The 21,537-nt window shown below is 68.0% G+C and carries 14 protein-coding genes; all 14 read left to right on the top strand.

Features of this window, described 5'->3' with window-relative positions:
- The first annotated feature begins 6 nt into the window (after positions 1-6).
- The 14 genes from ASE15_RS08545 to rplW all read left to right on the top strand — a co-directional run bounded on the left by ASE15_RS08545 (position 7) and on the right by rplW (position 21,525).
- The gene (locus tag ASE15_RS08545) at positions 7-1,812 is read left to right on the top strand and encodes a S8/S53 family peptidase (RefSeq protein ID WP_157277172.1); all 1,806 of its coding nucleotides are present in this window, start codon (positions 7-9) and stop codon (positions 1,810-1,812) included.
- Between the two features lie 9 nt (positions 1,813-1,821).
- Positions 1,822-4,392 (top strand): CHAT domain-containing protein, encoded by a 2,571-nt coding sequence (locus tag ASE15_RS08540; protein ID WP_056653745.1) that lies wholly within the window; start codon positions 1,822-1,824, stop codon positions 4,390-4,392.
- Positions 4,393-4,749: 357 nt separating this feature from the next.
- A complete protein-coding gene (gene rplJ / locus ASE15_RS08535) occupies positions 4,750-5,277 on the top strand; it encodes a 50S ribosomal protein L10 (RefSeq protein WP_030151947.1) in 528 nt (175 codons plus the stop codon).
- A 108-nt stretch (positions 5,278-5,385) separates the two neighbouring features.
- Positions 5,386-5,769, top strand: a complete 384-nt coding sequence (gene rplL, locus ASE15_RS08530; RefSeq protein WP_030151946.1) for a 50S ribosomal protein L7/L12 — start codon at positions 5,386-5,388, stop codon at positions 5,767-5,769.
- Positions 5,770-6,243: 474 nt separating this feature from the next.
- Positions 6,244-9,768: a DNA-directed RNA polymerase subunit beta gene (gene rpoB / locus ASE15_RS08525; protein ID WP_056762583.1), complete on the top strand. Its 3,525-nt coding sequence runs from the start codon at positions 6,244-6,246 to the stop codon at positions 9,766-9,768.
- A 129-nt stretch (positions 9,769-9,897) separates the two neighbouring features.
- Positions 9,898-13,767: a DNA-directed RNA polymerase subunit beta' gene (locus ASE15_RS08520; protein WP_056653751.1), complete on the top strand. Its 3,870-nt coding sequence runs from the start codon at positions 9,898-9,900 to the stop codon at positions 13,765-13,767.
- A 380-nt stretch (positions 13,768-14,147) separates the two neighbouring features.
- Positions 14,148-14,522: a 30S ribosomal protein S12 gene (gene rpsL, locus ASE15_RS08515; protein ID WP_021479869.1), complete on the top strand. Its 375-nt coding sequence runs from the start codon at positions 14,148-14,150 to the stop codon at positions 14,520-14,522.
- The gene (rpsG, locus tag ASE15_RS08510) at positions 14,522-14,992 is read left to right on the top strand and encodes a 30S ribosomal protein S7 (protein ID WP_030151942.1); all 471 of its coding nucleotides are present in this window, start codon (positions 14,522-14,524) and stop codon (positions 14,990-14,992) included. Before rpsL ends, rpsG begins: the two co-directional genes overlap by 1 nt.
- A 108-nt stretch (positions 14,993-15,100) precedes the next feature.
- The gene (gene fusA / locus ASE15_RS08505; protein WP_056653753.1) at positions 15,101-17,206 is read left to right on the top strand and encodes an elongation factor G; all 2,106 of its coding nucleotides are present in this window, start codon (positions 15,101-15,103) and stop codon (positions 17,204-17,206) included.
- A 118-nt stretch (positions 17,207-17,324) separates the two neighbouring features.
- Positions 17,325-18,515, top strand: a complete 1,191-nt coding sequence (gene tuf / locus ASE15_RS08500) for an elongation factor Tu (RefSeq protein ID WP_056653755.1) — start codon at positions 17,325-17,327, stop codon at positions 18,513-18,515.
- Between the two features lie 1,018 nt (positions 18,516-19,533).
- Entirely contained in the window at positions 19,534-19,842 is a 309-nt protein-coding gene (rpsJ, locus tag ASE15_RS08495; RefSeq protein ID WP_012867945.1) for a 30S ribosomal protein S10, read from the top strand.
- A gap of 14 nt (positions 19,843-19,856) precedes the next feature.
- Positions 19,857-20,519, top strand: a complete 663-nt coding sequence (gene rplC / locus ASE15_RS08490; RefSeq protein WP_056653758.1) for a 50S ribosomal protein L3 — start codon at positions 19,857-19,859, stop codon at positions 20,517-20,519.
- 5 nt (positions 20,520-20,524) lie between these two features.
- On the top strand, positions 20,525-21,226 hold the full coding sequence (rplD, locus tag ASE15_RS08485) for a 50S ribosomal protein L4 (RefSeq protein WP_056653761.1): 702 nt from the start codon (positions 20,525-20,527) through the stop codon (positions 21,224-21,226).
- Positions 21,223-21,525, top strand: coding sequence for a 50S ribosomal protein L23 (gene rplW / locus ASE15_RS08480; RefSeq protein ID WP_056653763.1), 303 nt, complete (start codon positions 21,223-21,225; stop codon positions 21,523-21,525). The genes rplD and rplW overlap by 4 nt, the downstream gene beginning before the upstream one ends.
- Positions 21,526-21,537 lie beyond the last annotated feature (12 nt).

Here is a 21,537-nt window from a genome sequence, read left to right as displayed (position 1 = left end):
GCACCGATGAGTGAGACCCCAGAGCAGTCGGCCACGCCACCCGTCCCGCCGGGCGGACGGCCCTTCGGGGACCGGCCGAACCGGCTGCAGTGGCGAACGCGGACTCTCGACCCGATCACCGCGCCGCGTCGGGCCGGGCAGTCCTCGCCGCACCCCACGTGGTACGTGGGGGACCGGGTCCTGGTTCCGGAGTCTCCGGACGACCTGACCGGCAACCGTTCGCTGCGGTGGCTCGAGGAGGCTGCGGAGAAGTTCGACCTGACGGTCGAGGTCGAGGAGGCCAGCAAGGCCGACGCGGAGCTCATCACCCGGGCGAGGCTCGATCGTGAGACGACCCGCGACCTGCGACGCGTGTTCGGGCTCTCGGCTCGCCTGCGGCAGAAGGGCGGCAGCGAGGGGGAGCTCCCGGACGCGTGGAAGGTGATCGAGAAGCTCGGCGGGCGCCTGTGCCCGGACGACAAGTGCAGCCCACGGGTGGGCCTCGACCACATGATCGCGCCGTCGGCGGGACCGGCCATCGGTGGCCAGCCGTACACGCAGCCCTTCCCGTACACCCAGCCGTTCCCCTACACGCAGCCCTTCCCGTACACGCAGCCCTTCCCGTACACCCAGCCCTTCCCCTACACGCAGCCGTTCCCGGTCACGGGTACCGCAGAGTACGCAGCCCCCGGCTCGGGCGGCCGGACCCCGGTGAACTGGGTAGGGCCCGTCCCAGCGCGTCGCCTGGCGGTCGGAGACGACGAGTACACGGCGGCCGACGGGACGCGTCGACCCGTGGTCGCGGTCCTGGACACCGGCGTGGGGGCGCATCCTTGGTTCGACGCGTCCCTCGAGTCGCGCGGGACGATCGTGGTGCGGGACCCCGAGCTGCTCGGAGAGCCGCTGTCCGTGCTGCCGGAGACGGAGTACGAGTACGAGGACCCGGAGATCGGTGGCGTGTCGATCTCTCCCTTGACGGGCCCGCTCGACCCTGTCGCCGGGCACGGAACCTTCATCGCCGGCCTCGTCCACCAGAAGTGCCCTGATGCGGTCATCCTGGCCCCTCGCCTCTACGGCGGTGCCGGGGTCATCCCGGAGCGAGACCTCCTGCGCTCGCTGCGCCGGGTGCTTCTCTGGCACGTGCTCGGACTCGTCGGTCGGAAGGGCTACTCCCCGATCGACGTCCTGGTGCTCTCGCTCGGGTACTACCACGAGCGACCCGAGGACGCGGACTTCGACGCCCCGTTCGGCACCGTCCTGCGGGCGCTCCGGCGCTACGGGGTGCTGGTCGTCGTCTCGTCCGGGAACGACGGGCAGACGAGGCCGAGCTATCCCGCGGCCTTCGCACCGAGGATCGATCGTCGACAGACGCCGCCCGTACCGCTCCCGGGCGTCGCTCTCCTGAAGGACGAGCCGCCCGTGCTCACGGTCGGGGCCCTGAACCCGGACGGGACGACCGCCCTGTTCAGCAACGACGGGCCCTGGGTCACCTGCGTGCGTCCCGGGGCGGCGCTCGTCTCGACCGCTCCGACGACCATGGACGGCGCGGTAGCCCCCACCCGTTGGCTCAAGGAGCTCTGGTCGGAGGGCAACCGCGCCACGATCGACCCGGAGGGCTTCCAGGGTGGGTTCGCGAGCTGGAGCGGCACGTCGTTCGCAGCCCCCGTGCTGGCCGGCGAGCTCGCGTCCTACCTGCTGGACGACTCCGCGGCGGACCCGACGTCACCGAGCGCGCTGGTACCGGGTGAAGGAGCTCCGGGACGCTGCGCGTGGCTGTGGGAGTCCATTACCCTGGCCACTGGACTGGTCCCCACGGAGGTGACCGCGGAATGAGGTGACGGCGTGACGCGCAGCGTTGGTCAGACCCTGCGCGCACGCCTCGAGTTCGCGTCGGCCACCAATGCCCGGGGGCGTCACGCCAGGGCCGCTCAGCTCTACCGCACTCTCCTCGCGGACCTCGAGGAGCCGGCCTTCGCGACGGACCCGGACAAGAGCTACGCGCACGTCCGGGCGCTCATCGGTCTGGCGATCTCCAGGTTCGAGTACGAGGGCGATGTCGACCGCTCGCTGGATCTCCTCGAGGAGGCCCGGGCGTGGGTCGAGGCCCACGGGCCCGAGGACCTCCAGCTCGTGGTCGGCGGGCAGCGCGGTCTGCTCCGGCTGCGCACCGGACGGGTCGTCGAGGCGGTCGAGGAGATGGATGCCGCTGCTCGATTCATCGACGTGGCCCGCCCGCTCGATGCCGCGGTCCTCCTCCTCAACCGGGGGTCGCTGCACCTCGAGCTGGGCAACCTTGGTCGGGCCGAGTCGGACCTCGCCGAGGTGGTCCGTCGTGCGGAGGACCTGGGCGATGCGCTGCTCGCGTCCAAGGCGCAGCACAACCTCGGATACGCCAAGTACCTCGGGGGCGACCTGCCGAGCGCTCTGCGTGACATGGAGGAAGCCGAGAGAGGCGCTCCCGACCGGCACGCGTCGGTCGGTCTCATCGACAAGGCCCAGGTTCTTCTGGAGGCAGGACTGCTCTCGGACGCGGACGCGACGCTCGCCGAGGCGCGCGAGCACCTGGCCCGCAACCGGATGGTCCGGGACGTCGCCGAGGTCGAGCTCTTGCGCGCTCAGTGCCTCGTGGGGTTGCGCCGCTACGCGGAGGCGCAGCGTCAGGCCCGTGCTGCAGCGGCCCGGTTCGACCGCATCGGCAACGATCCCTGGGCTGCACGGGCTCGGGTGGCCGAGCTCCAGGCGCGGCTGGCCGAGGACCGGTCGGTCGGCGTCTCGATCGGCGTGGCCCGGCGGAGGGCCGCTCGCGCGCTCGCGCTCGCAGACGTCGGGACGTCGCTCGGCGCGGCCGTCGGCCGGGGGGTGACCGTGCCCGCCCAGCTCCTGGCTGCCGAGTGGTTCCTCGCGGCGAAGGACCCTGCGGGCGCGCGCGAGGTCCTCTCTCAGGTGCCGGGTCACCTCGGACGTGTGGCGCTGCCGCTGCGTCTGCAGCACCAGGCCGTGACCGCCCAGCTCGCGTTCGCCGCGGGTGAGCGCGGAGCGGCGCTGCGTGCGGTGCGCCGGGGCCAGCGCATGCTCGCCGAGCACCGGGAGGGGGTGGGGTCCGTCGACGCCATCACAGCCTCGGCGGTGCACGGCGTACGCCTGGGGCACGTGGACGTGGCCGCGGCCCTTCGCACCGGACGTGCCTCCGCGCTCCTCGACGCCGTCGAGCGTGGGCGCGCGACCGTCGCCGGCAGCGGGAGGGTCCGGCCACCGTCGGACGTCGAGTCCGCCGAGCTCCTCACTCGCGCACGCCAGGAGATCGAGTCGGCCAGGCTCCTGGGAGCGAACCCCTCGGGCGAACGCCTGGAACGTCGACGTACGCACCTGAGCGAGGCCCGTCGGTTGCAGGAGGCCGCGAGACGTCGGGCCTGGCAGGAGGGAGGGGGAGCCGCGACGCCGACCGCCGTCACCGCCCGTCGCCTGCGCAGCGCCTTGACGTCGAGGAGCTCGTCGACGGTCGTCGCGGACTTCGTGGTCGCGGACGAGTCGCTCCGTGTGCTGCGTGCGGACGCATACGGTCTGAGCATGGTCCGACTGGCACCGATGGCGGAGATCGGTGAACGGATCCGACGCACCCGGGCAGACCTCGACGTCCTGGCGAACGACCTGATCCCCGCCCCCATGCGCGCAGCGGCCCGCGCCTCGCTCGAGCGCGGCCTCGCCTGGCTCGATCGCGAGCTCCTCGCCCCGATCGACGCGCAGGGCGACCTGCACGTCGCCGCTCGCGACCTTCTCCTGGCCGTCCCGTGGTCGTCGCTCCCGTCCAGGGTCGGTCGCCGGACCTGGGTCAACTCCTGGATCGACCTGCAGGAGGCAGCCCCTGTACCGGCCGATCCGGACGTCGTGGTCGTGGCCGGACCCGGCTTGCGCGCGGCCGAGGCGGAGGCCGAGGCAGTGGCCGGCGCGTGGGGCAGCGCGACGCTCCTGTCCGGTGAGGACGCGACGTGCGCGGCGACGATCGAGCGGCTTCCCGGGGCGGGGGTCGTCCACCTCGCGACGCACGGCAAGCACGAGACCGACAACCCGTTGTTCTCGTCGTTGCGGCTCGCCGACGGTCCCTTGTTCGCCCACGAGCTCGACGGGGTGGACCTCCGAGGTGCCGTCGTCGTCCTCTCGGCGTGCGAGGCAGGTCTGTCGTCGGTCCGGATCGGTGGCGAGCCGCTCGGCCTCACGAGCGTCCTGCTCCGGCTCGGGGCGAGGGCCGTCGTCGCGAGCGTCGCTCCGCTGCGCGACGACGTCGCCGCACGGGTCATGCCCGAGTTCCACGGTGAGCTGCGTGCGGGAGCGACACCGGGAGAGGCGCTCGCGACGGCCGTCGCGAGCGAGGACGAGCCGGTGCCCCTCGTCTGCTTCGGGCCGCTCGCGCTCTGAAGCAGTGAAGCACCATCCGAGCCGCGCGCGTGCGGCTCGCCGCCCGCCTGAGCCGTCCGGAGCGCGCGGTGCGCGGCGCCGTCGGGCCGGATTTGGACCACACGCCCGCGTCACGTACTCTGTTCCAGTACCCAAGACCGCCGGTCGTACCGTCCTGCCCGCTGACTCGTCAGCTGCAGTCCGGACCGAAGTCCCGCAGAAGTGCGGAGGCCAGCGCAGGTGAGAGTTCACGGAGCGGGCGAGAGCCTGCACTTCGAGCCCCGCGCCTGCGCGGGGCTCTTCTCGTCTCCGCAGGACCTCACCCCCCAGGGCCCCCGCCCTGCGGAGACCGGTGGCACCACCACCGGAAGGATTGCCATGGCGAGGCCGGACAAGGCAGCCGCAGTCGCAGAGCTCACGGAGAACTTCCGCGAGTCGAACGCGGCCGTGCTGACCGAGTACCGCGGGCTCACCGTCGCGCAGCTCAAGCAGCTGCGTCGGTCGCTCAGCGGCAACGCAACCTACGCCGTGGTGAAGAACACGCTGACCGCCATCGCGGCCAAGGAAGCCGGCATCGAGATCGACGCCGACTTCAAGGGCCCCTCGGCCATCGCCTTCGTGACCGGTGACCCGGTCGAGGCGGCCAAGGGCCTGCGTGACTTCGCCAAGGCGAACCCCGCACTGGTCATCAAGGGCGGTGTCCTCGACGGACGCTCCCTGACCGCTGCGGACATCACCAAGCTCGCGGACCTCGAGTCCCGCGAGGTCCTGCTGGCCAAGCTGGCCGGCGCGTTCAAGCAGCCGCTCTACCAGGCGGCATACCTGTTCAACGCGCCCGCCTCGCAGGCCGTTCGCACCATCGATGCCCTGCGCCTCAAGCAGGAATCGGAGAGCGCTGCAGCCTGACCCTCCTCGGAGGATCACGCAGCACGCACACACCCCCTCTGCTTCCAGCAGGGCTCTGTGGATCGTTGACAGGGCCGCTGCCGAGCACCAACCGAAAGGACCGCCATCATGGCGAAGCTCAGCACCGAAGAGCTCATCGAGCAGTTCAAGGGCCTCTCCCTCATCGAGCTCTCTGAGTTCGTGAAGGCGTTCGAGGACGCTTTCGAGGTCACCGCAGCCGCTCCGGCCGCCGTCGCCGTTGCAGGCCCCGCGGCCGCTGCCGCCGAGGAGGTCGAGGAGAAGACGGAGTTCGACGTCATCCTCGAGGCTGCCGGCGACAAGAAGATCCAGGTCATCAAGGAGGTGCGTGCCCTCACGAGCCTCGGCCTGAAGGAGGCCAAGGACCTCGTTGACGGCGCCCCCAAGCCCGTCCTGGAGAACGTCGCCAAGGACGCTGCTGACAAGGCCAAGGCTGCCCTCGAGGGCGCCGGCGCAACCGTCACCGTCAAGTGATCACTGCCCTTCGGGGCGGTATCGCATGACAGGTCGCCTCGCGCGACCTGACAGGTAGCACAGGCGACGAGGCCCGCACCCTCCGGGGTGCGGGCCTCTCGTCGCTTGTGCGTCTCCCGGCCCGACGCCGGAGCCCACCTTCCAGGAGAAGGTGACCGGCGCCGTCGGGCAGGGAATTTTTCGTGTTCTTGGGCGGCATATGGCGGCCACCGAGAAGATGTCCTCACCGGTCCGGTGGGGGAGTGGAACGCGGCTCGACAACGGTCTTGACAGGCCGTGATTTGGCGTCGCTGGACACGCTTGACCGGGCCGGGTATGCTAGCGCTTTGCGCTCGCGTGTGCCCTCGGCACCCTCTGAACTGCCCGAACCGTCTCCGGTGTGCGTCCATCGTGCACCACGGCAGCCTCAGGGGGAAGAGGTCCTCCAGCCACGCAGCGTACAGCGTGCAATCGATCTGCAGGGAAGGACCCCTCTTGGCTGCCTCGCGCACCCCTTCTGCTCCGTCCGCCGACGCTATCGCGAACCGCACCGCTTCCCGGCGCGTCTCTTTCGCCAAGATCTACGAGCCTCTCGAGGTGCCCGACCTGCTCGGGCTCCAGACGGAGAGCTTCGACTGGCTGCTCGGCAACCCGGCGTGGCGCGCACGCGTCGACGCCGCGGCTGCTGCCGGTCGCCAGGACGTCCCCGCGACGTCGGGTCTCGAGGAGATCTTCGAGGAGATCTCCCCGATCGAGGACTTCGGCTCCTCCATGTCTCTCTCCTTCTCGAACCACCGTTTCGAGCCCCCGAAGTACACGGCCGAGGAGTGCAAGGAGAAGGACTTCACCTTCGCCGCACCGCTCTTCGTCACCGCGGAGTTCGTGAACTACAACACCGGTGAGATCAAGAGCCAGACCGTCTTCATGGGCGACTTCCCGCTCATGACCGCGCGCGGCACCTTCATCATCAACGGCACCGAGCGCGTCGTCGTCTCGCAGCTCGTCCGTTCGCCCGGCGTGTACTTCGAGCGCCAGGCAGACAAGACGAGCGACAAGGACATCTACTCCGCGAAGATCATCCCGTCGCGCGGTGCGTGGCTGGAGTTCGAGATCGACAAGCGTGACGCCGTGGGCGTCCGCGTCGACCGCAAGCGCAAGCAGTCCGTCACGGTGCTGCTCAAGGCCCTCGGCGTGACCGAGTCGCAGATCCGCGAGGAGTTCGCGGACTTCCCGGCCGTGCTCGACACGCTCGAGAAGGACCACGTCCACACCGAGGAAGAGGCGCTCGTCGACCTCTACCGCAAGATCCGCCCGGGCGAGCCGCCCACGGTCGAGGCCGGCCGCTCGCTCCTCGAGAACTTCTACTTCAACCCCAAGCGCTACGACTTCGCGAAGGTCGGCCGCTACAAGGCGAACAAGAAGCTCGGCGTCGACGCACCCCTCGCGGACTCCACGCTGTCCGTCACGGACATCGTCGCGACGATCAAGTACCTCGCGGCCCTCCACGCAGAGGTCACGACGCTCCCCGGCACGCGTGCCGGCGAGCCCGTCGAGATCCGCGTCGAGACCGACGACATCGACCACTTCGGCAACCGTCGTATCCGCGCCGTGGGTGAGCTCATCCAGAACCAGGTGCGCACCGGTCTCTCGCGCATGGAGCGCGTCGTGCGCGAGCGCATGACGACCCAGGACGTCGAGGCGATCACGCCGCAGACCCTGATCAACATCCGCCCCGTGGTGGCGTCGATCAAGGAGTTCTTCGGCACCTCGCAGCTGTCGCAGTTCATGGACCAGAACAACCCGCTCGCCGGCCTGACGCACAAGCGTCGTCTGTCCGCGCTGGGCCCGGGTGGTCTGTCCCGTGACCGCGCCGGCATGGAGGTCCGTGACGTCCACCCGTCGCACTACGGCCGCATGTGCCCCATCGAGACTCCTGAAGGCCCGAACATCGGTCTGATCGGATCGCTCGCCTCCTACGGCCGGATCAACCCGTTCGGGTTCATCGAGACGCCGTACCGCAAGGTCGAGAACGGCAAGGTCTCCGACGAGGTCGTCTACCTGACGGCCGACGACGAGGACCGCTACGTCATCGCCCAGGCGAACACCGAGCTCAACGTGGACGGCTCGTTCCGTCAGGAGCGCGTCCTGGTCCGTACCAAGGGTGGCGAGACGGCTGACGTCCTCGGCACCGAGGTCGACTACATGGACGTCTCGCCGCGCCAGATGGTGTCGGTCGCGACCGCCCTCATCCCGTTCCTCGAGCACGACGACGCCAACCGCGCACTCATGGGTGCCAACATGCAGCGTCAGGCCGTGCCCCTGGTCCGTTCCGAGGCCCCGCTCGTCGGGACCGGCATGGAGCGTCGTGCAGCCATCGACGCCGGTGACGTCATCGTCGCCACCAAGCCCGGTGTCGTGACCGAGGTCTCGGCCGACATGATCGTCGTCGCCAACGACGACGCGACCACGACGAGCTACCGCGCGGCCAAGTTCCGCCGCTCGAACCAGGGCACGTCGTACAACCAGCGCGTCGTCGTCGACGAGGGAGCACGCGTCGAGGTCGGCTCCGTGCTGGCCGACGGCCCGGCGACCGACGAGGGCGAGCTGTCGCTCGGCCGCAACCTGCTGGTCGCGTTCATGTCCTGGGAAGGCCACAACTACGAGGACGCGATCATCCTGTCGCAGCGCCTCGTGCAGGACGACGTCCTGTCCTCGATCCACATCGAGGAGCACGAGGTCGACGCCCGCGACACGAAGCTCGGCCCCGAGGAGATCACGCGGGACATCCCGAACGTCTCCGAGGACGTCCTGGCGGACCTCGACGAGCGCGGTGTCATCCGCATCGGTGCAGAGGTCGGCGCGGGCGACGTGCTCGTCGGCAAGGTCACGCCCAAGGGCGAGACCGAGCTGACCCCCGAGGAGCGCCTGCTGCGCGCCATCTTCGGCGAGAAGGCCCGCGAGGTCCGCGACACGTCGCTCAAGGTCCCCCACGGCGAGTCCGGCACCGTCATCGGCGTCCGCGAGTTCAACCGTGAGGACGGCGACGAGCTGCCCGCCGGCGTCAACCAGCTGGTCCGCGTCTACATCGCGCAGCGACGCAAGATCACGGACGGCGACAAGCTCGCCGGCCGTCACGGCAACAAGGGTGTCATCTCGAAGATCCTCCCGGTCGAGGACATGCCCTTCCTCGAGGACGGCACCCCCGTGGACGTCATCCTCAACCCGCTGGGTGTCCCCGGTCGTATGAACGTCGGCCAGGTCCTCGAGACCCACCTCGGGTGGGTCGCCAAGCAGGGCTGGGACATCTCGCAGACGGACGGCGCAGCAGGCGAGGGCGACCTCTCCTGGAAGGAGCGCCTCCCCGTCGTCGCGGCATCGTCCGAGCCCGGTCGCCCCGTGGCCACCCCGGTCTTCGACGGCCTCGAGGAGGAAGCCCTCACGGGTCTGCTCTCCACGACGCTGCCGAACCGTGACGGCAACCGCATGGTCGGGCGCGACGGCAAGGCCCGTCTGTTCGACGGCCGCTCCGGCGAGCCGTTCCCGGAGCCGGTCTCCGTGGGCTACATGTACATCCTGAAGCTCCACCACCTGGTGGACGACAAGATCCACGCCCGCTCGACCGGTCCGTACTCCATGATCACGCAGCAGCCGCTGGGTGGTAAGGCGCAGTTCGGTGGACAGCGTTTCGGCGAGATGGAGGTGTGGGCGCTCGAGGCTTATGGCGCGGCGTACACCCTCCAGGAGCTGCTGACGATCAAGTCCGACGACGTCCCGGGCCGTGTCAAGGTCTACGAGGCGATCGTCAAGGGCGAGAACATCCCCGACTCGGGCATCCCGGAGTCCTTCAAGGTTCTCCTCAAGGAGATGCAGTCGCTGTGCCTGAACGTCGAGGTGCTCTCCAGCGACGGTGTCTCCATCGAGATGCGTGAGTCGGACGACGACGTGTACCGCGCTGCCGAGGAGCTCGGCATCGACCTCTCGCGTCGCCCCAACGCAGCATCCAGCATCGACGAGATCTGATCTCGGAAGCGGTGGGGGCGTTCGTGACGAACGACCGCCCCCACCGCCACCCGACACTCTGTAGCACCTCCACCGCGCCGGCCGGGACGAACCCCGGACAGGCCGGCAGACGAAGGAAGTAGGACCACCTTGCTCGACGTCAATGTCTTCGACGAGCTGCGTATCGGACTGGCCACGGCAGACGACATCCGTGACTGGTCTCACGGCGAGGTCAAGAAGCCTGAGACCATCAACTACCGCACCCTCAAGCCGGAGAAGGACGGGCTCTTCTGCGAGAAGATCTTCGGTCCCACCCGTGACTGGGAGTGCTACTGCGGCAAGTACAAGCGCGTGCGCTTCAAGGGCATCATCTGCGAGCGCTGCGGCGTCGAGGTGACGCGCTCGAAGGTGCGCCGCGAGCGCATGGGCCACATCGAGCTCGCCGCTCCTGTCACGCACATCTGGTTCTTCAAGGGTGTGCCCTCCCGCCTCGGTTACCTCCTCGACCTCGCGCCGAAGGACCTCGAGAAGGTCATCTACTTCGCCGCGTACATGATCACGTCGGTCGACGTCGAGGGCCGTCAGGAAGACCTCCCCAACCTCCAGAACGAGATCGACCTGGAGAAGAAGGAGATCACGGACCGTCGCGACAACGACATCAACACCCGTGCCCAGAAGCTCGAGGCCGACCTGGCCGCGCTCGAGGCCGAGGGCGCTCGCGCCGACGCCCGCCGCAAGGTCCGCGACTCGGCCGAGCGCGAGATGGCGGCGATCCGCAAGCGTTCCGACGCCGAGCTCGACCGCCTGGACCAGGTCTGGGACCGTTTCAAGAACCTCAAGGTCGCCGACCTCGAGGGCGACGAGATGCTGTACCGCGCCCTCCAGGACCGCTACGGCAACTACTTCGAGGGCTCGATGGGCGCCGCGGCGATCCAGAAGCGTCTCCAGGACTTCGACCTGGCTGCCGAGGCCGACCTCCTGCGCGAGATCATCCGCTCGGGCAAGGGCCAGAAGAAGACCCGTGCGCTCAAGCGCCTCAAGGTCGTCAACGCGTTCCTGACGACCACGAACTCGCCCACGGGCATGGTGCTGGACGCCGTCCCGGTCATCCCGCCGGACCTGCGCCCCATGGTGCAGCTCGACGGTGGCCGCTTCGCGACCTCGGACCTGAACGACCTGTACCGCCGCGTGATCAACCGGAACAACCGCCTCAAGCGTCTTCTCGACCTGGGCGCCCCGGAGATCATCGTCAACAACGAGAAGCGCATGCTGCAGGAAGCTGTGGACTCGCTCTTCGACAACGGCCGTCGTGGTCGCCCGGTCACGGGCCCCGGCAACCGTCCGCTGAAGTCGATCTCCGACATGCTCAAGGGCAAGCAGGGTCGATTCCGTCAGAACCTGCTCGGCAAGCGTGTCGACTACTCGGGCCGTTCGGTCATCGTGGTCGGCCCTCAGCTCAAGCTGCACCAGTGCGGTCTGCCGAAGCAGATGGCCCTCGAGCTCTTCAAGCCCTTCGTGATGAAGCGCCTCGTGGACCTGAACCACGCGCAGAACATCAAGAGCGCCAAGCGCATGGTCGAGCGCGCGCGCCCGGTCGTGTGGGACGTCCTCGAAGAGGTCATCACCGAGCACCCAGTGCTGCTCAACCGTGCACCGACGCTGCACCGTCTCGGTATCCAGGCGTTCGAGCCCCAGCTGGTCGAGGGCAAGGCCATCCACCTGCACCCGCTCGTGTGTGCCGCGTTCAACGCGGACTTCGACGGTGACCAGATGGCCGTGCACCTGCCGCTGTCGGCCGAGGCCCAGGCCGAGGCCCGCATCCTCATGCTCTCGAGCAACAACATCCTGAAGCCGTCGGACGGCCGTCCGGTGACCATGCCCTCGCAGGACATGATCATCGGCCTGTACCACCTGACGAACGACAAGAAGGATGCCAAGGGTGCAGGGCGTGCGTTCAGTTCCGTCGCCGAGGCCATCATGGCCTTCGACGGTGGGACGCTGGACCTGAACGCCGAGGTCAGCATCCGCATGGACGGCCTCGTCTTCGCCGAGGGCGACGCCCCCGAGGGCTTCGTCCCGGGCGAGCCGTTCGTCTTCGCGACGACGCTCGGCCGCGCGCTCTTCAACGAGACGCTCCCCGTCAGCTACGGCTACGTCAACGGGATCGTCGACAAGAAGAAGCTCTCGACGATCGTCAACGAGCTGGCCGAGACCTACCCCAAGGTCGAGGTCGCTGCCTCGCTCGACGCCCTCAAGGAGGCCGGCTTCCGCTGGGCCACCCGTTCGGGTGTCACCATCGCGATCTCCGACGTCGCGACGCCGAGCGAGAAGGCCGCGATCCTGGAGGAGCACGAGGCTCGTGCGCTCAAGGTCCAGCAGGAGTACGAGCGTGGTCTGATCACGGACGACGAGCGCCGTCAGGAGCTCATCGAGATCTGGACCCAGGCCACCGACAAGGTCGCCACCGCGATGCGCGCGAGCTTCCCCGAGCGCAACACCGTCTACACGATGGTCGGCTCGGGTGCTCGTGGTAACTGGATGCAGGTCCGTCAGATCGCCGGTATGCGCGGCCTCGTGGCGAACCCGAAGGGTGAGATCATCCCTCGCCCGATCAAGTCCAACTACCGTGAGGGCCTCTCGGTCCTCGAGTACTTCATCGCGACGCACGGTGCCCGTAAGGGCCTCGCCGACACCGCCCTGCGTACGGCCGACTCGGGTTACCTGACCCGTCGTCTGGTCGACGTGTCGCAGGACGTCATCGTCCGCGAGGAGGACTGCGGCACCGAGCGTGGTCTGACGCTGCCCGTCGGGGAGAAGATCGGCGACCGCCTGGTCCGTCACGACAAGGTCGAGACGAGCATCTACTCCCGCACGCTGGCCTCCGACGTGCAGGACGCCGACGGCAACCTCATCGCCAAGGGTGGTGAGGACGCCGGTGACTTGGTCATCGACGCGCTCCTCGCTGCCGGGATCGACACGGTCAAGGTCCGCTCGGTCCTGACCTGCGAGTCCCGCGTCGGTACGTGCGCCAAGTGCTACGGCCGTTCGCTGGCCACGGGCAAGCTCGTCGACATCGGCGAGGCCGTCGGCATCATCGCGGCCCAGTCGATCGGTGAGCCCGGTACCCAGCTGACGATGCGTACGTTCCACACCGGTGGTGTGGCCTCCGCGGACGACATCACGCAGGGTCTGCCCCGTGTGACCGAGCTCTTCGAGGCACGTACCCCGAAGGGTGAGGGCCCCATCGCGGAGTTCTCGGGTCGGATCACGATCGACGAGGCGGAGCGCACGCGCCGCATCGTCCTGACCCCCGACGACGGCTCGGAAGAGCTCGCCTACCCGGTGACGAAGCGTTCGCGCCTCCTCGTCAGCGACGGCGACCACGTCGAGGTCGGTACCCAGCTGGTCCAGGGTGCGGTCGACCCCAAGAAGGTCCTGCGCATCCTCGGCCCCCGTGCCACCCAGAAGCACCTGGTGGACGAGGTCCAGGAGGTCTACCGCTCCCAGGGCGTGGACATCCACGACAAGCACATCGAGGTCATCGTGCGGCAGATGCTGCGTCGCGTGACCGTGCTGGACTCGGGCGACTCGCAGCTGCTCCCGGGCGAGCTGGCCGAGCGTGGACGTTTCGAGGACCTCAACCGTCGCGCCGTGGCGGAGGGGGGCCAGCCGGCCTCCGGCCGTCCCGAGCTCATGGGGATCACGAAGGCGTCGCTCGCGACCGACTCGTGGCTCTCGGCGGCCTCCTTCCAGGAGACGACGCGCGTCCTCACCGAGGCAGCGATGAGCGGTCGTCGTGACCCGCTCCTCGGCCTCAAGGAGAACGTCATCCTCGGTAAGCTCATCCCGGCCGGTACGGGTCTGCCCCGTTACCGCAACGTCGAGGTCGAGCCCACCGAGCAGGCCAAGACCGAGCTCTACCCGAGCTTCGGCTACGACGAGATCGACTTCCAGGGGCTCGGCATGGGCTCCGGCGAGGCGATCCCGCTCGAGGACCTGGACTTCGGCGACTACCGCTGATCCTGTCCCCGCAGCCCGGCGACATCTCGTCGTCGGGCCGCGGGGGAGCGAGTAGCACAGGGGGTGGTCGTGGCGCGTTCGACGCGCCGCGACCACCCCCTCTCGCTTTGACTACCTGCCAACTGGCAGGTATCGTGAATGACCGTGCCCGCGCCGTCGGGCTCGCTGTGGTGTTCTCCAGCGAGCCGATGTGAGTGCGCGAGCATTCCGGTCCCTGTGTTCCTCGGATGATCCGTGGTTCGGGGCCCGGACCATCGAGCCGGTGGTACGTGGCGATTGCGACGCTCTGCGTCGCAGGTGCCGTTTGCCGTCGGCGCCCACAGCCCGTAGACCACCGCCGGGGTTCGCCCCGGTCCAGCTCGAGAAGACACGGAGACGTAGTGCCTACGATCCAGCAGCTCGTCCGCAAGGGGCGGACCTCGAAGGTCGGGAAGTCCAAGACTCCCGCCCTCAAGGGTTCCCCGCAGCGGCGTGGTGTGTGCACGCGTGTGTACACCACCACCCCCAAGAAGCCGAACTCCGCACTGCGCAAGGTCGCACGCGTGAAGCTGTCCTCGCAGGTCGAGGTCACCGCGTACATCCCCGGTGTCGGCCACAACCTCCAGGAGCACTCCATCGTGCTCGTCCGCGGCGGCCGTGTGAAGGACCTCCCCGGTGTCCGCTACAAGATCGTCCGTGGCGCACTCGACACCCAGGGCGTCAAGAACCGCAAGCAGGCTCGCAGCCGCTACGGCGCCAAGAAGGAGAAGAGCTAATGCCTCGTAAGGGCCCCGCCCCGAAGCGGCCGCTCATCGTCGACCCTGTCTACGGTTCCCCGGTCGTCACGCAGCTCATCAACAAGGTCCTCCTGGACGGCAAGAAGTCGACCGCCGAGGCGATCGTCTACGGTGCCCTCGAGGGTGTCCGCGCGAAGACCGACGGCGACCCCGTCGTCGTCCTCAAGCGTGCGCTCGAGAACGTGCGCCCGGCCCTCGAGGTCCGCTCTCGCCGTGTCGGTGGCGCGACCTACCAGGTCCCCGTCGAGGTGCGCCCCACGCGTTCCACGACGCTCGCGCTGCGCTGGCTCACGGACTACTCGCGCGCCCGTCGCGAGAAGACCATGACCGAGCGCCTCATGAACGAGATCCTCGACGCGAGCAACGGCCTCGGTGCCGCGGTCAAGCGTCGCGAGGACATGCACAAGATGGCCGAGTCCAACAAGGCCTTCGCGCACTACCGCTGGTAGTCCGACCGACCGGCCCTGGGGGTTCACCCCCGGGGCCGTCGGCGGGTCCAGCCGGCCTCTCGGTCGAAGCATCGCCCCCGACTCAACCCACACAAAGGGGAAGTACCCGTGGCACACGACGTGCTGACCGACCTGAACAAGGTCCGCAACATCGGCATCATGGCCCACATCGATGCCGGTAAGACCACGACCACCGAGCGCATCCTGTTCTACACCGGGGTGAACTACAAGATCGGTGAGACGCACGACGGCGCGTCGACGACCGACTGGATGGAGCAGGAGAAGGAGCGCGGCATCACGATCACGTCTGCCGCCGTGACCTGCTTCTGGAACAAGAACCAGATCAACATCATCGACACCCCGGGCCACGTGGACTTCACGGTCGAGGTCGAGCGCTCCCTGCGCGTGCTCGACGGCGCTGTTGCTGTCTTCGACGGCAAGGAGGGCGTCGAGCCCCAGTCCGAGACCGTCTGGCGCCAGGCCGACAAGTACAACGTCCCGCGCATCTGCTTCGTCAACAAGATGGACAAGCTCGGCGCGGACTTCTACTTCACGGTCGACACCATCGTGAACCGCCTCAAGGCCAAGCCGCTGGTCATCCAGCTGCCGATCGGCTCGGAGAGCGAGTTCACGGGCGTCGTCGACCTGCTCGAGATGCGCGCGCTCGTCTGGCGCGGCGAGACCAAGATGGGCGAGGCCTACGAGATCGAGGAGATCCCCGCGGACCTCCTCGAGAAGGCCAAGACCTACCGTGCCGAGCTCGTCGAGAACGTCGCCGAGGCCGACGAGGAGCTTCTCGAGAAGTACCTCAACGGTGAAGAGCTGACGATCGCGGAGATCAAGTCCGCGATCCGCAAGCTCACCGTCTCGGGCGAGGCCTTCCCCGTCCTGTGCGGCTCCGCGTTCAAGAACAAGGGCGTCCAGCCCATGCTCGACGCGGTCATCGACTACCTCCCCTCGCCCCTCGACGTCCCGGCCATCAACGGTCACGACGTCAAGGACGAGGAGAAGATCGTCGAGCGCCACCCCGACGCCACGGAGCCCTTCGCGGCCCTGGCGTTCAAGGTCGCCTCGCACCCGTTCTTCGGCAAGCTGACGTACGTCCGCGTCTACTCCGGCCAGGTCACGCCGGGCACCCAGGTGCTCAACGCGACCAAGGGCAAGAAGGAGCGTCTGGGCAAGATCTTCCAGATGCACTCCAACAAGGAGAACGCGGTCGAGCTCGGCAGCGCCGGCCACATCTACGCGTTCATCGGCCTCAAGGACACGACGACCGGTGACACCCTGTGTGACATCGCGAACCCCGTGGTCCTCGAGTCGATGACCTTCCCGGAGCCCGTCATCGACGTGGCCATCGAGCCCAAGACGAAGGCCGACCAGGAGAAGCTCTCGGTCGCCATCCAGAAGCTCGCCGAGGAGGACCCGACCTTCCGCGTCAAGCTCGACGAGGAGACCGGCCAGACCGTCATCGGCGGCATGGGCGAGCTCCACCTCGACATCCTCGTCGACCGCATGCGTCGCGAGTTCAACGTCGAGGCGAACGTCGGCAAGCCGCAGGTCGCGTACCGCGAGACCATCCGCCGCGCGGCGGAGAAGATCGACTACACGCACAAGAAGCAGACCGGTGGTTCGGGTCAGTTCGCCAAGGTGCAGGTCACCTTCGAGCCTCTCGACCTGACCGAGGGCGGCGAGCTCTACGAGTTCAAGAACGCCGTCACCGGTGGTCGCATCCCGCGTGAGTACATCCCGTCGGTCGACGCCGGTATCCAGGCCGCCCTCCAGCTGGGTGTCCTCGCCGGCTTCCCGCTCGTGGGCGTGAAGGCTACGCTCATCGACGGCGCGTACCATGATGTCGACTCCTCGGAGATGGCATTCAAGATTGCCGGCTCGATGGTCCTCAAGGAGGGCGTCAAGCGGGCGGACCCGGTTCTGCTGGAGCCGGTCATGGCGGTCGAGGTGCGTACGCCCGAGGAGTACATGGGCGACGTGATCGGTGACCTCAACTCTCGTCGCGGCATGATCCAGTCCATGGAGGACGCGACGGGTGTCAAGGTCATCCGTGCTCAAGTACCGTTGTCCGAGATGTTCGGGTACATCGGCGACCTGCGGTCCAAGACCCAGGGTCGTGCTGTGTACTCGATGTCATTCGACAGCTATGCCGAGGTCCCTCGGAACGTTGCCGAAGAGATCATCAAGAAGACCCGGGGCGAGTGAGTCCCCACAGGTCGAAGACCCTGTAACAACCATCAACCTGTAGCGACCCGCACGCCCCGCAGATGTCTTGTGCATCTGCATCGTTCGGCACAACTACCCAAGTCCCAGGAGGACCCCAGTGGCGAAGGCCAAGTTCGAGCGGACCAAGCCGCACGTCAATGTCGGCACCATCGGTCACGTCGACCACGGTAAGACGACCCTGACGGCAGCGATCTCCAAGGTGCTGCACGACAAGTACCCGGACGTGAACCCCGAGTTCAAGTTCGACGAGATCGACAAGGCTCCGGAAGAGAAGCAGCGCGGTATCACGATCAACATCGCGCACATCGAGTACGAGACGGAGAAGCGTCACTACGCTCACGTCGACGCTCCCGGGCACGCCGACTACATCAAGAACATGATCACCGGTGCCGCTCAGATGGACGGCGCGATCCTCGTGGTCGCGGCGACCGACGGCCCCATGGCCCAGACGCGTGAGCACGTTCTGCTCGCCCGCCAGGTGGGTGTCCCCTACCTGCTGGTCGCGCTGAACAAGTCCGACATGGTCGAGGACGAGGAAATCCTCGAGCTCGTCGAGATGGAGGTGCGTGAGCTCCTCTCGTCGCAGGGCTTCGACGGCGACGAGGCCCCCGTGGTCCGCGTCTCCGGTCTGAAGGCTCTCGAGGGCGACCCCGAGTGGGTCAAGTCCGTCGAGGCGCTCATGGAGGCCGTGGACGAGAACGTCCCCGAGCCCGTCCGTGAGCTCGACAAGCCCTTCCTCATGCCTGTCGAGGACGTCTTCACGATCACCGGTCGTGGCACCGTCGTCACCGGCAAGGTCGAGCGCGGCACCCTCGCGGTCAACTCCGAGGTCGAGATCGTCGGCATCCGCAACCCGCAGAAGACCACGGTCACGGGTATCGAGACGTTCCACAAGCAGATGGACGAGGCTCAGGCCGGCGACAACACCGGTCTTCTGCTCCGCGGCATCAAGCGCGAGGACGTCGAGCGCGGCCAGGTCGTCGTCAAGCCGGGTTCGATCACCCCGCACACCGACTTCGAGGCTCAGGTCTACATCCTGGGCAAGGACGAGGGTGGGCGTCACAACCCGTTCTACTCGAACTACCGTCCGCAGTTCTACTTCCGCACCACGGACGTCACCGGCGTCATCACGCTGCCCGAGGGCACCGAGATGGTCATGCCTGGTGACAACACCGAGATGACGGTCGCGCTGATCCAGCCGATCGCCATGGAGGAGGGCCTCGGCTTCGCCATCCGTGAGGGCGGCCGTACGGTCGGTTCGGGCCGTGTCACGAAGATCATCAAGTGATCTTCTGACCACCTGATCCACCCCGGCAGCTCCTGAGCCTCGCGCTCGGGGAGCCGGGAAGGATTGACCGAAGGGCCCGGGTACCGCAAGGTACCCGGGCCCTTCGTCGTCCCCGGACGCCTGGCCGGCCGTGCCTGACCCGGACGCCGACGGCGCGCCGCGACGCCGGCGTCCTCGCGTACTGGTGCCGGTGGGCCTGATGTCGAAGGTCGAGCTGCCAGGGACCGCCCGCGGACGTCGAGTCGCCTGACGAGCCGGTGGGCGCCGTCGCTCCGTGCGGTCGCGGGCGAGAGGGCAGAGCGAGGCTCCATCGAGCGACTCACCGCCGGCCTGGGGTCGTGTCCGGTCGTGCGAGGCGCCTCGAGCGGGGGTGTGCGGGGCGGATCGGCAGGTTCCGGCGGTGTGATCTCCCACCGATCTGGAATCTGGTGGGGGCGTCGTCGCGTCGCATCGATGCAGGTGAGGCGCGCGTGGGCGGTCCATGGTTCCCAATGCCGGGCCGATCGCGGGTGTGAGGGCGGTCACTTCGTCCTGCGAGGCCCGTCCGGGCGGTTACCCTAGAAGGACCGACAAGCCCGCACTGCGCGTGAGCGTGTCGGTCGGAGCGTGGGGACAGTCCCTCTGAGGGCAGAGTCACACGCACCATGATTGGTCTTCCACGGCTTCCTGTGGCAGACTGTTCAGGTTGCCTGTTACGGGTGCGCTCTTTCATGTGTCGAACAGTGTGTTGAACCGCTAAGCATGCGGACCTCGGTATTCCGGGGTTGCCGCGGGTTGAACTCTCTGTCGATACGGATCGAGGACCCCGCGGAGCTCAGGTTCTGCACAGGCTCGACAACGTTGTGAACGGCTGTGACGCCGTCGGGCGCCAGAAGTTGGCCCGATGCGTGAGCGGTTCACATATCCAACGGCCCTGCACCGTTCCTCGGTGCGTGCGCTGGGTATGTCGCGATAGGCGACACGCCCGAGCGCGGGGGTCGGACAGCTAGCGGTTCGAGAGAGAGAGTCAGACGACGCCATGGCGGGACAGAAGATCCGCATCCGGCTCAAGTCCTACGACCACGAGGTGATTGACAGCTCGGCGCGCAAGATCGTCGACACTGTCACCCGCGCTGGTGCAACGGTCGTGGGCCCGGTGCCGCTGCCGACGGAGAAGAACGTCTTCTGCGTCATCCGGTCGCCTCACAAGTACAAGGACAGCCGCGAGCACTTCGAGATGCGCACGCACAAGCGGCTTATCGACATCATCGATCCCACTCCGAAGGCCGTCGACTCGCTCATGCGTCTCGACCTGCCTGCGGACGTGAACATCGAGATCAAGCTCTGAGGCGGGAGGACAACATGACTACCCCCCAGCAGAACGAGCGGCCCGTCACGGCCGTGCTCGGCACGAAGCTCGGCATGACCCAGCTCTGGGACGAGGCCGGTCGCCTGGTTCCCGTCACGGTCGTTGCCGTGGGCACGAACGTCGTGACCCAGGTCCGTACCGACGAGGTCGACGGCTACAGCGCGGTCCAGCTGGCTGCAGGCCAGATCGACCCGCGCAAGGTCACGAAGCCCCTCAAGGGTCACTTCGAGAAGGCCGGCGTCACGCCGCGCCGTCACGTGACCGAGGTCCGCACGACCAACGCCGGTGAGTACACCCTCGGCCAGGAGATCACCGCGGAGGTCTTCACGGCCGGCGCGAAGGTCGACGTCCAGGGCACCACCAAGGGCAAGGGCACGGCCGGTGTCATGAAGCGTCACGGCTTCCACGGCGCGCCTGCCTCCCACGGTGCACACCGTAACCACCGCAAGCCTGGTTCGATCGGTGGGGCCTCGACCCCGGGTCGAGTCTTCAAGGGCGTGCGCATGGCTGGTCGCATGGGTTTCGACCAGCAGACCACGCAGAACCTGACCGTCCACGCGGTCGACGCAGAGAAGGGTCTGCTGCTCGTCAAGGGCGCAGTGCCCGGCCCCAAGGGCGGCGTCGTCCTCGTGCGTAGCGCCGTGAAGGGAGCATGACACTCATGGCAGCTCTCACTGTTGACGTCCTCGACGCCACGGGCAAGAAGGCCGGCACCGCCGAGCTTCCCGCCGAGGTGTTCGACGTCCAGACGAACGTCCCGCTGATCCACCAGGTTGTCGTCGCGCAGCTCGCTGCAGCCCGTCAGGGCACGCACGACACCAAGAGCCGCGGCGAGGTCCGCGGTGGTGGACGCAAGCCGTACAAGCAGAAGGGCACCGGCCGCGCCCGTCAGGGTTCGACCCGTGCGCCTCAGTTCGCCGGCGGTGGGGTCGTTCACGGCCCGACGCCGCGCGACTACAGCCAGCGCACCCCCAAGAAGATGAAGGCTGCTGCCCTGCGCGGCGCCCTCTCCGACCGGGCTCGTGCAGGCCGTGTCCACGTCGTGTCCGGCTTCGGGATCGACGGCCAGCCGTCGACCAAGGCCGCGATCTCCTCGCTCGCCAACCTCTCTCCCCGCAAGCACGTGCTCGTGGTGCTGGAGCGCGGCGACGAGCTGACGAGCAAGTCCCTCCGCAACGCGGAGCAGGTGCACCTCCTGGTCGCTGACCAGCTGAACACCTACGACGTGCTGGTCTCCGACGACGTGGTCTTCACCGAGGGCGCACTCGCTGCGTTCCTCGCCGGACCCGCCACGGGCTCGTCGGTCAAGGCCGTCGCGTCCGAGTCGGAAGCAGCTGACGAGGCCGAGGAGGCCGCGAAGTGACCGCCGTGACGAAGGACCCCCGCGACATCCTGCTCGCGCCGGTGGTCTCCGAGAAGAGCTACGGGCTCCTCGACGAGGGTAAGTACACCTTCCTCGTGGACCCGCGGGCCAACAAGACCGAGATCAAGATCGCTGTCGAGCAGATCTTCTCGGTCAAGGTTGCCTCCGTGAACACGATCAACCGCAAGGGCAAGACCCGGCGGACGCGTTTCGGACTGGGCAAGCGCAAGGACACCAAGCGTGCGATCATCACCCTCCGCGAGGGCACGATCGACATCTTCGGCGGGCCGGTCGGCTGAGGCCGGACGAGA

The organism is Oerskovia sp. Root22, from assembly GCF_001429135.1.
In the GTDB taxonomy this organism is placed as follows: Bacteria; Actinomycetota; Actinomycetes; order Actinomycetales; family Cellulomonadaceae; genus Oerskovia; species Oerskovia enterophila.
The sequence above is the reverse complement of the archived record's forward strand: the minus strand, read 5'-3'. Positions and strand labels throughout refer to the sequence as shown.

Coding starts and splice junctions, on each gene's coding strand:
- rplL (WP_030151946.1), top strand. CDS start 5,386: ATGGCGAAGCTCAGCACCGAAGAGCTCATCGAGCAGTTCAAGGGCCTC.
- rplD (WP_056653761.1), top strand. CDS start 20,525: ATGGCAGCTCTCACTGTTGACGTCCTCGACGCCACGGGCAAGAAGGCC.
- rplC (WP_056653758.1), top strand. CDS start 19,857: ATGACTACCCCCCAGCAGAACGAGCGGCCCGTCACGGCCGTGCTCGGC.
- rplJ (WP_030151947.1), top strand. CDS start 4,750: ATGGCGAGGCCGGACAAGGCAGCCGCAGTCGCAGAGCTCACGGAGAAC.
- rpsJ (WP_012867945.1), top strand. CDS start 19,534: ATGGCGGGACAGAAGATCCGCATCCGGCTCAAGTCCTACGACCACGAG.
- rpsG (WP_030151942.1), top strand. CDS start 14,522: ATGCCTCGTAAGGGCCCCGCCCCGAAGCGGCCGCTCATCGTCGACCCT.
- ASE15_RS08545 (WP_157277172.1), top strand. CDS start 7: ATGAGTGAGACCCCAGAGCAGTCGGCCACGCCACCCGTCCCGCCGGGC.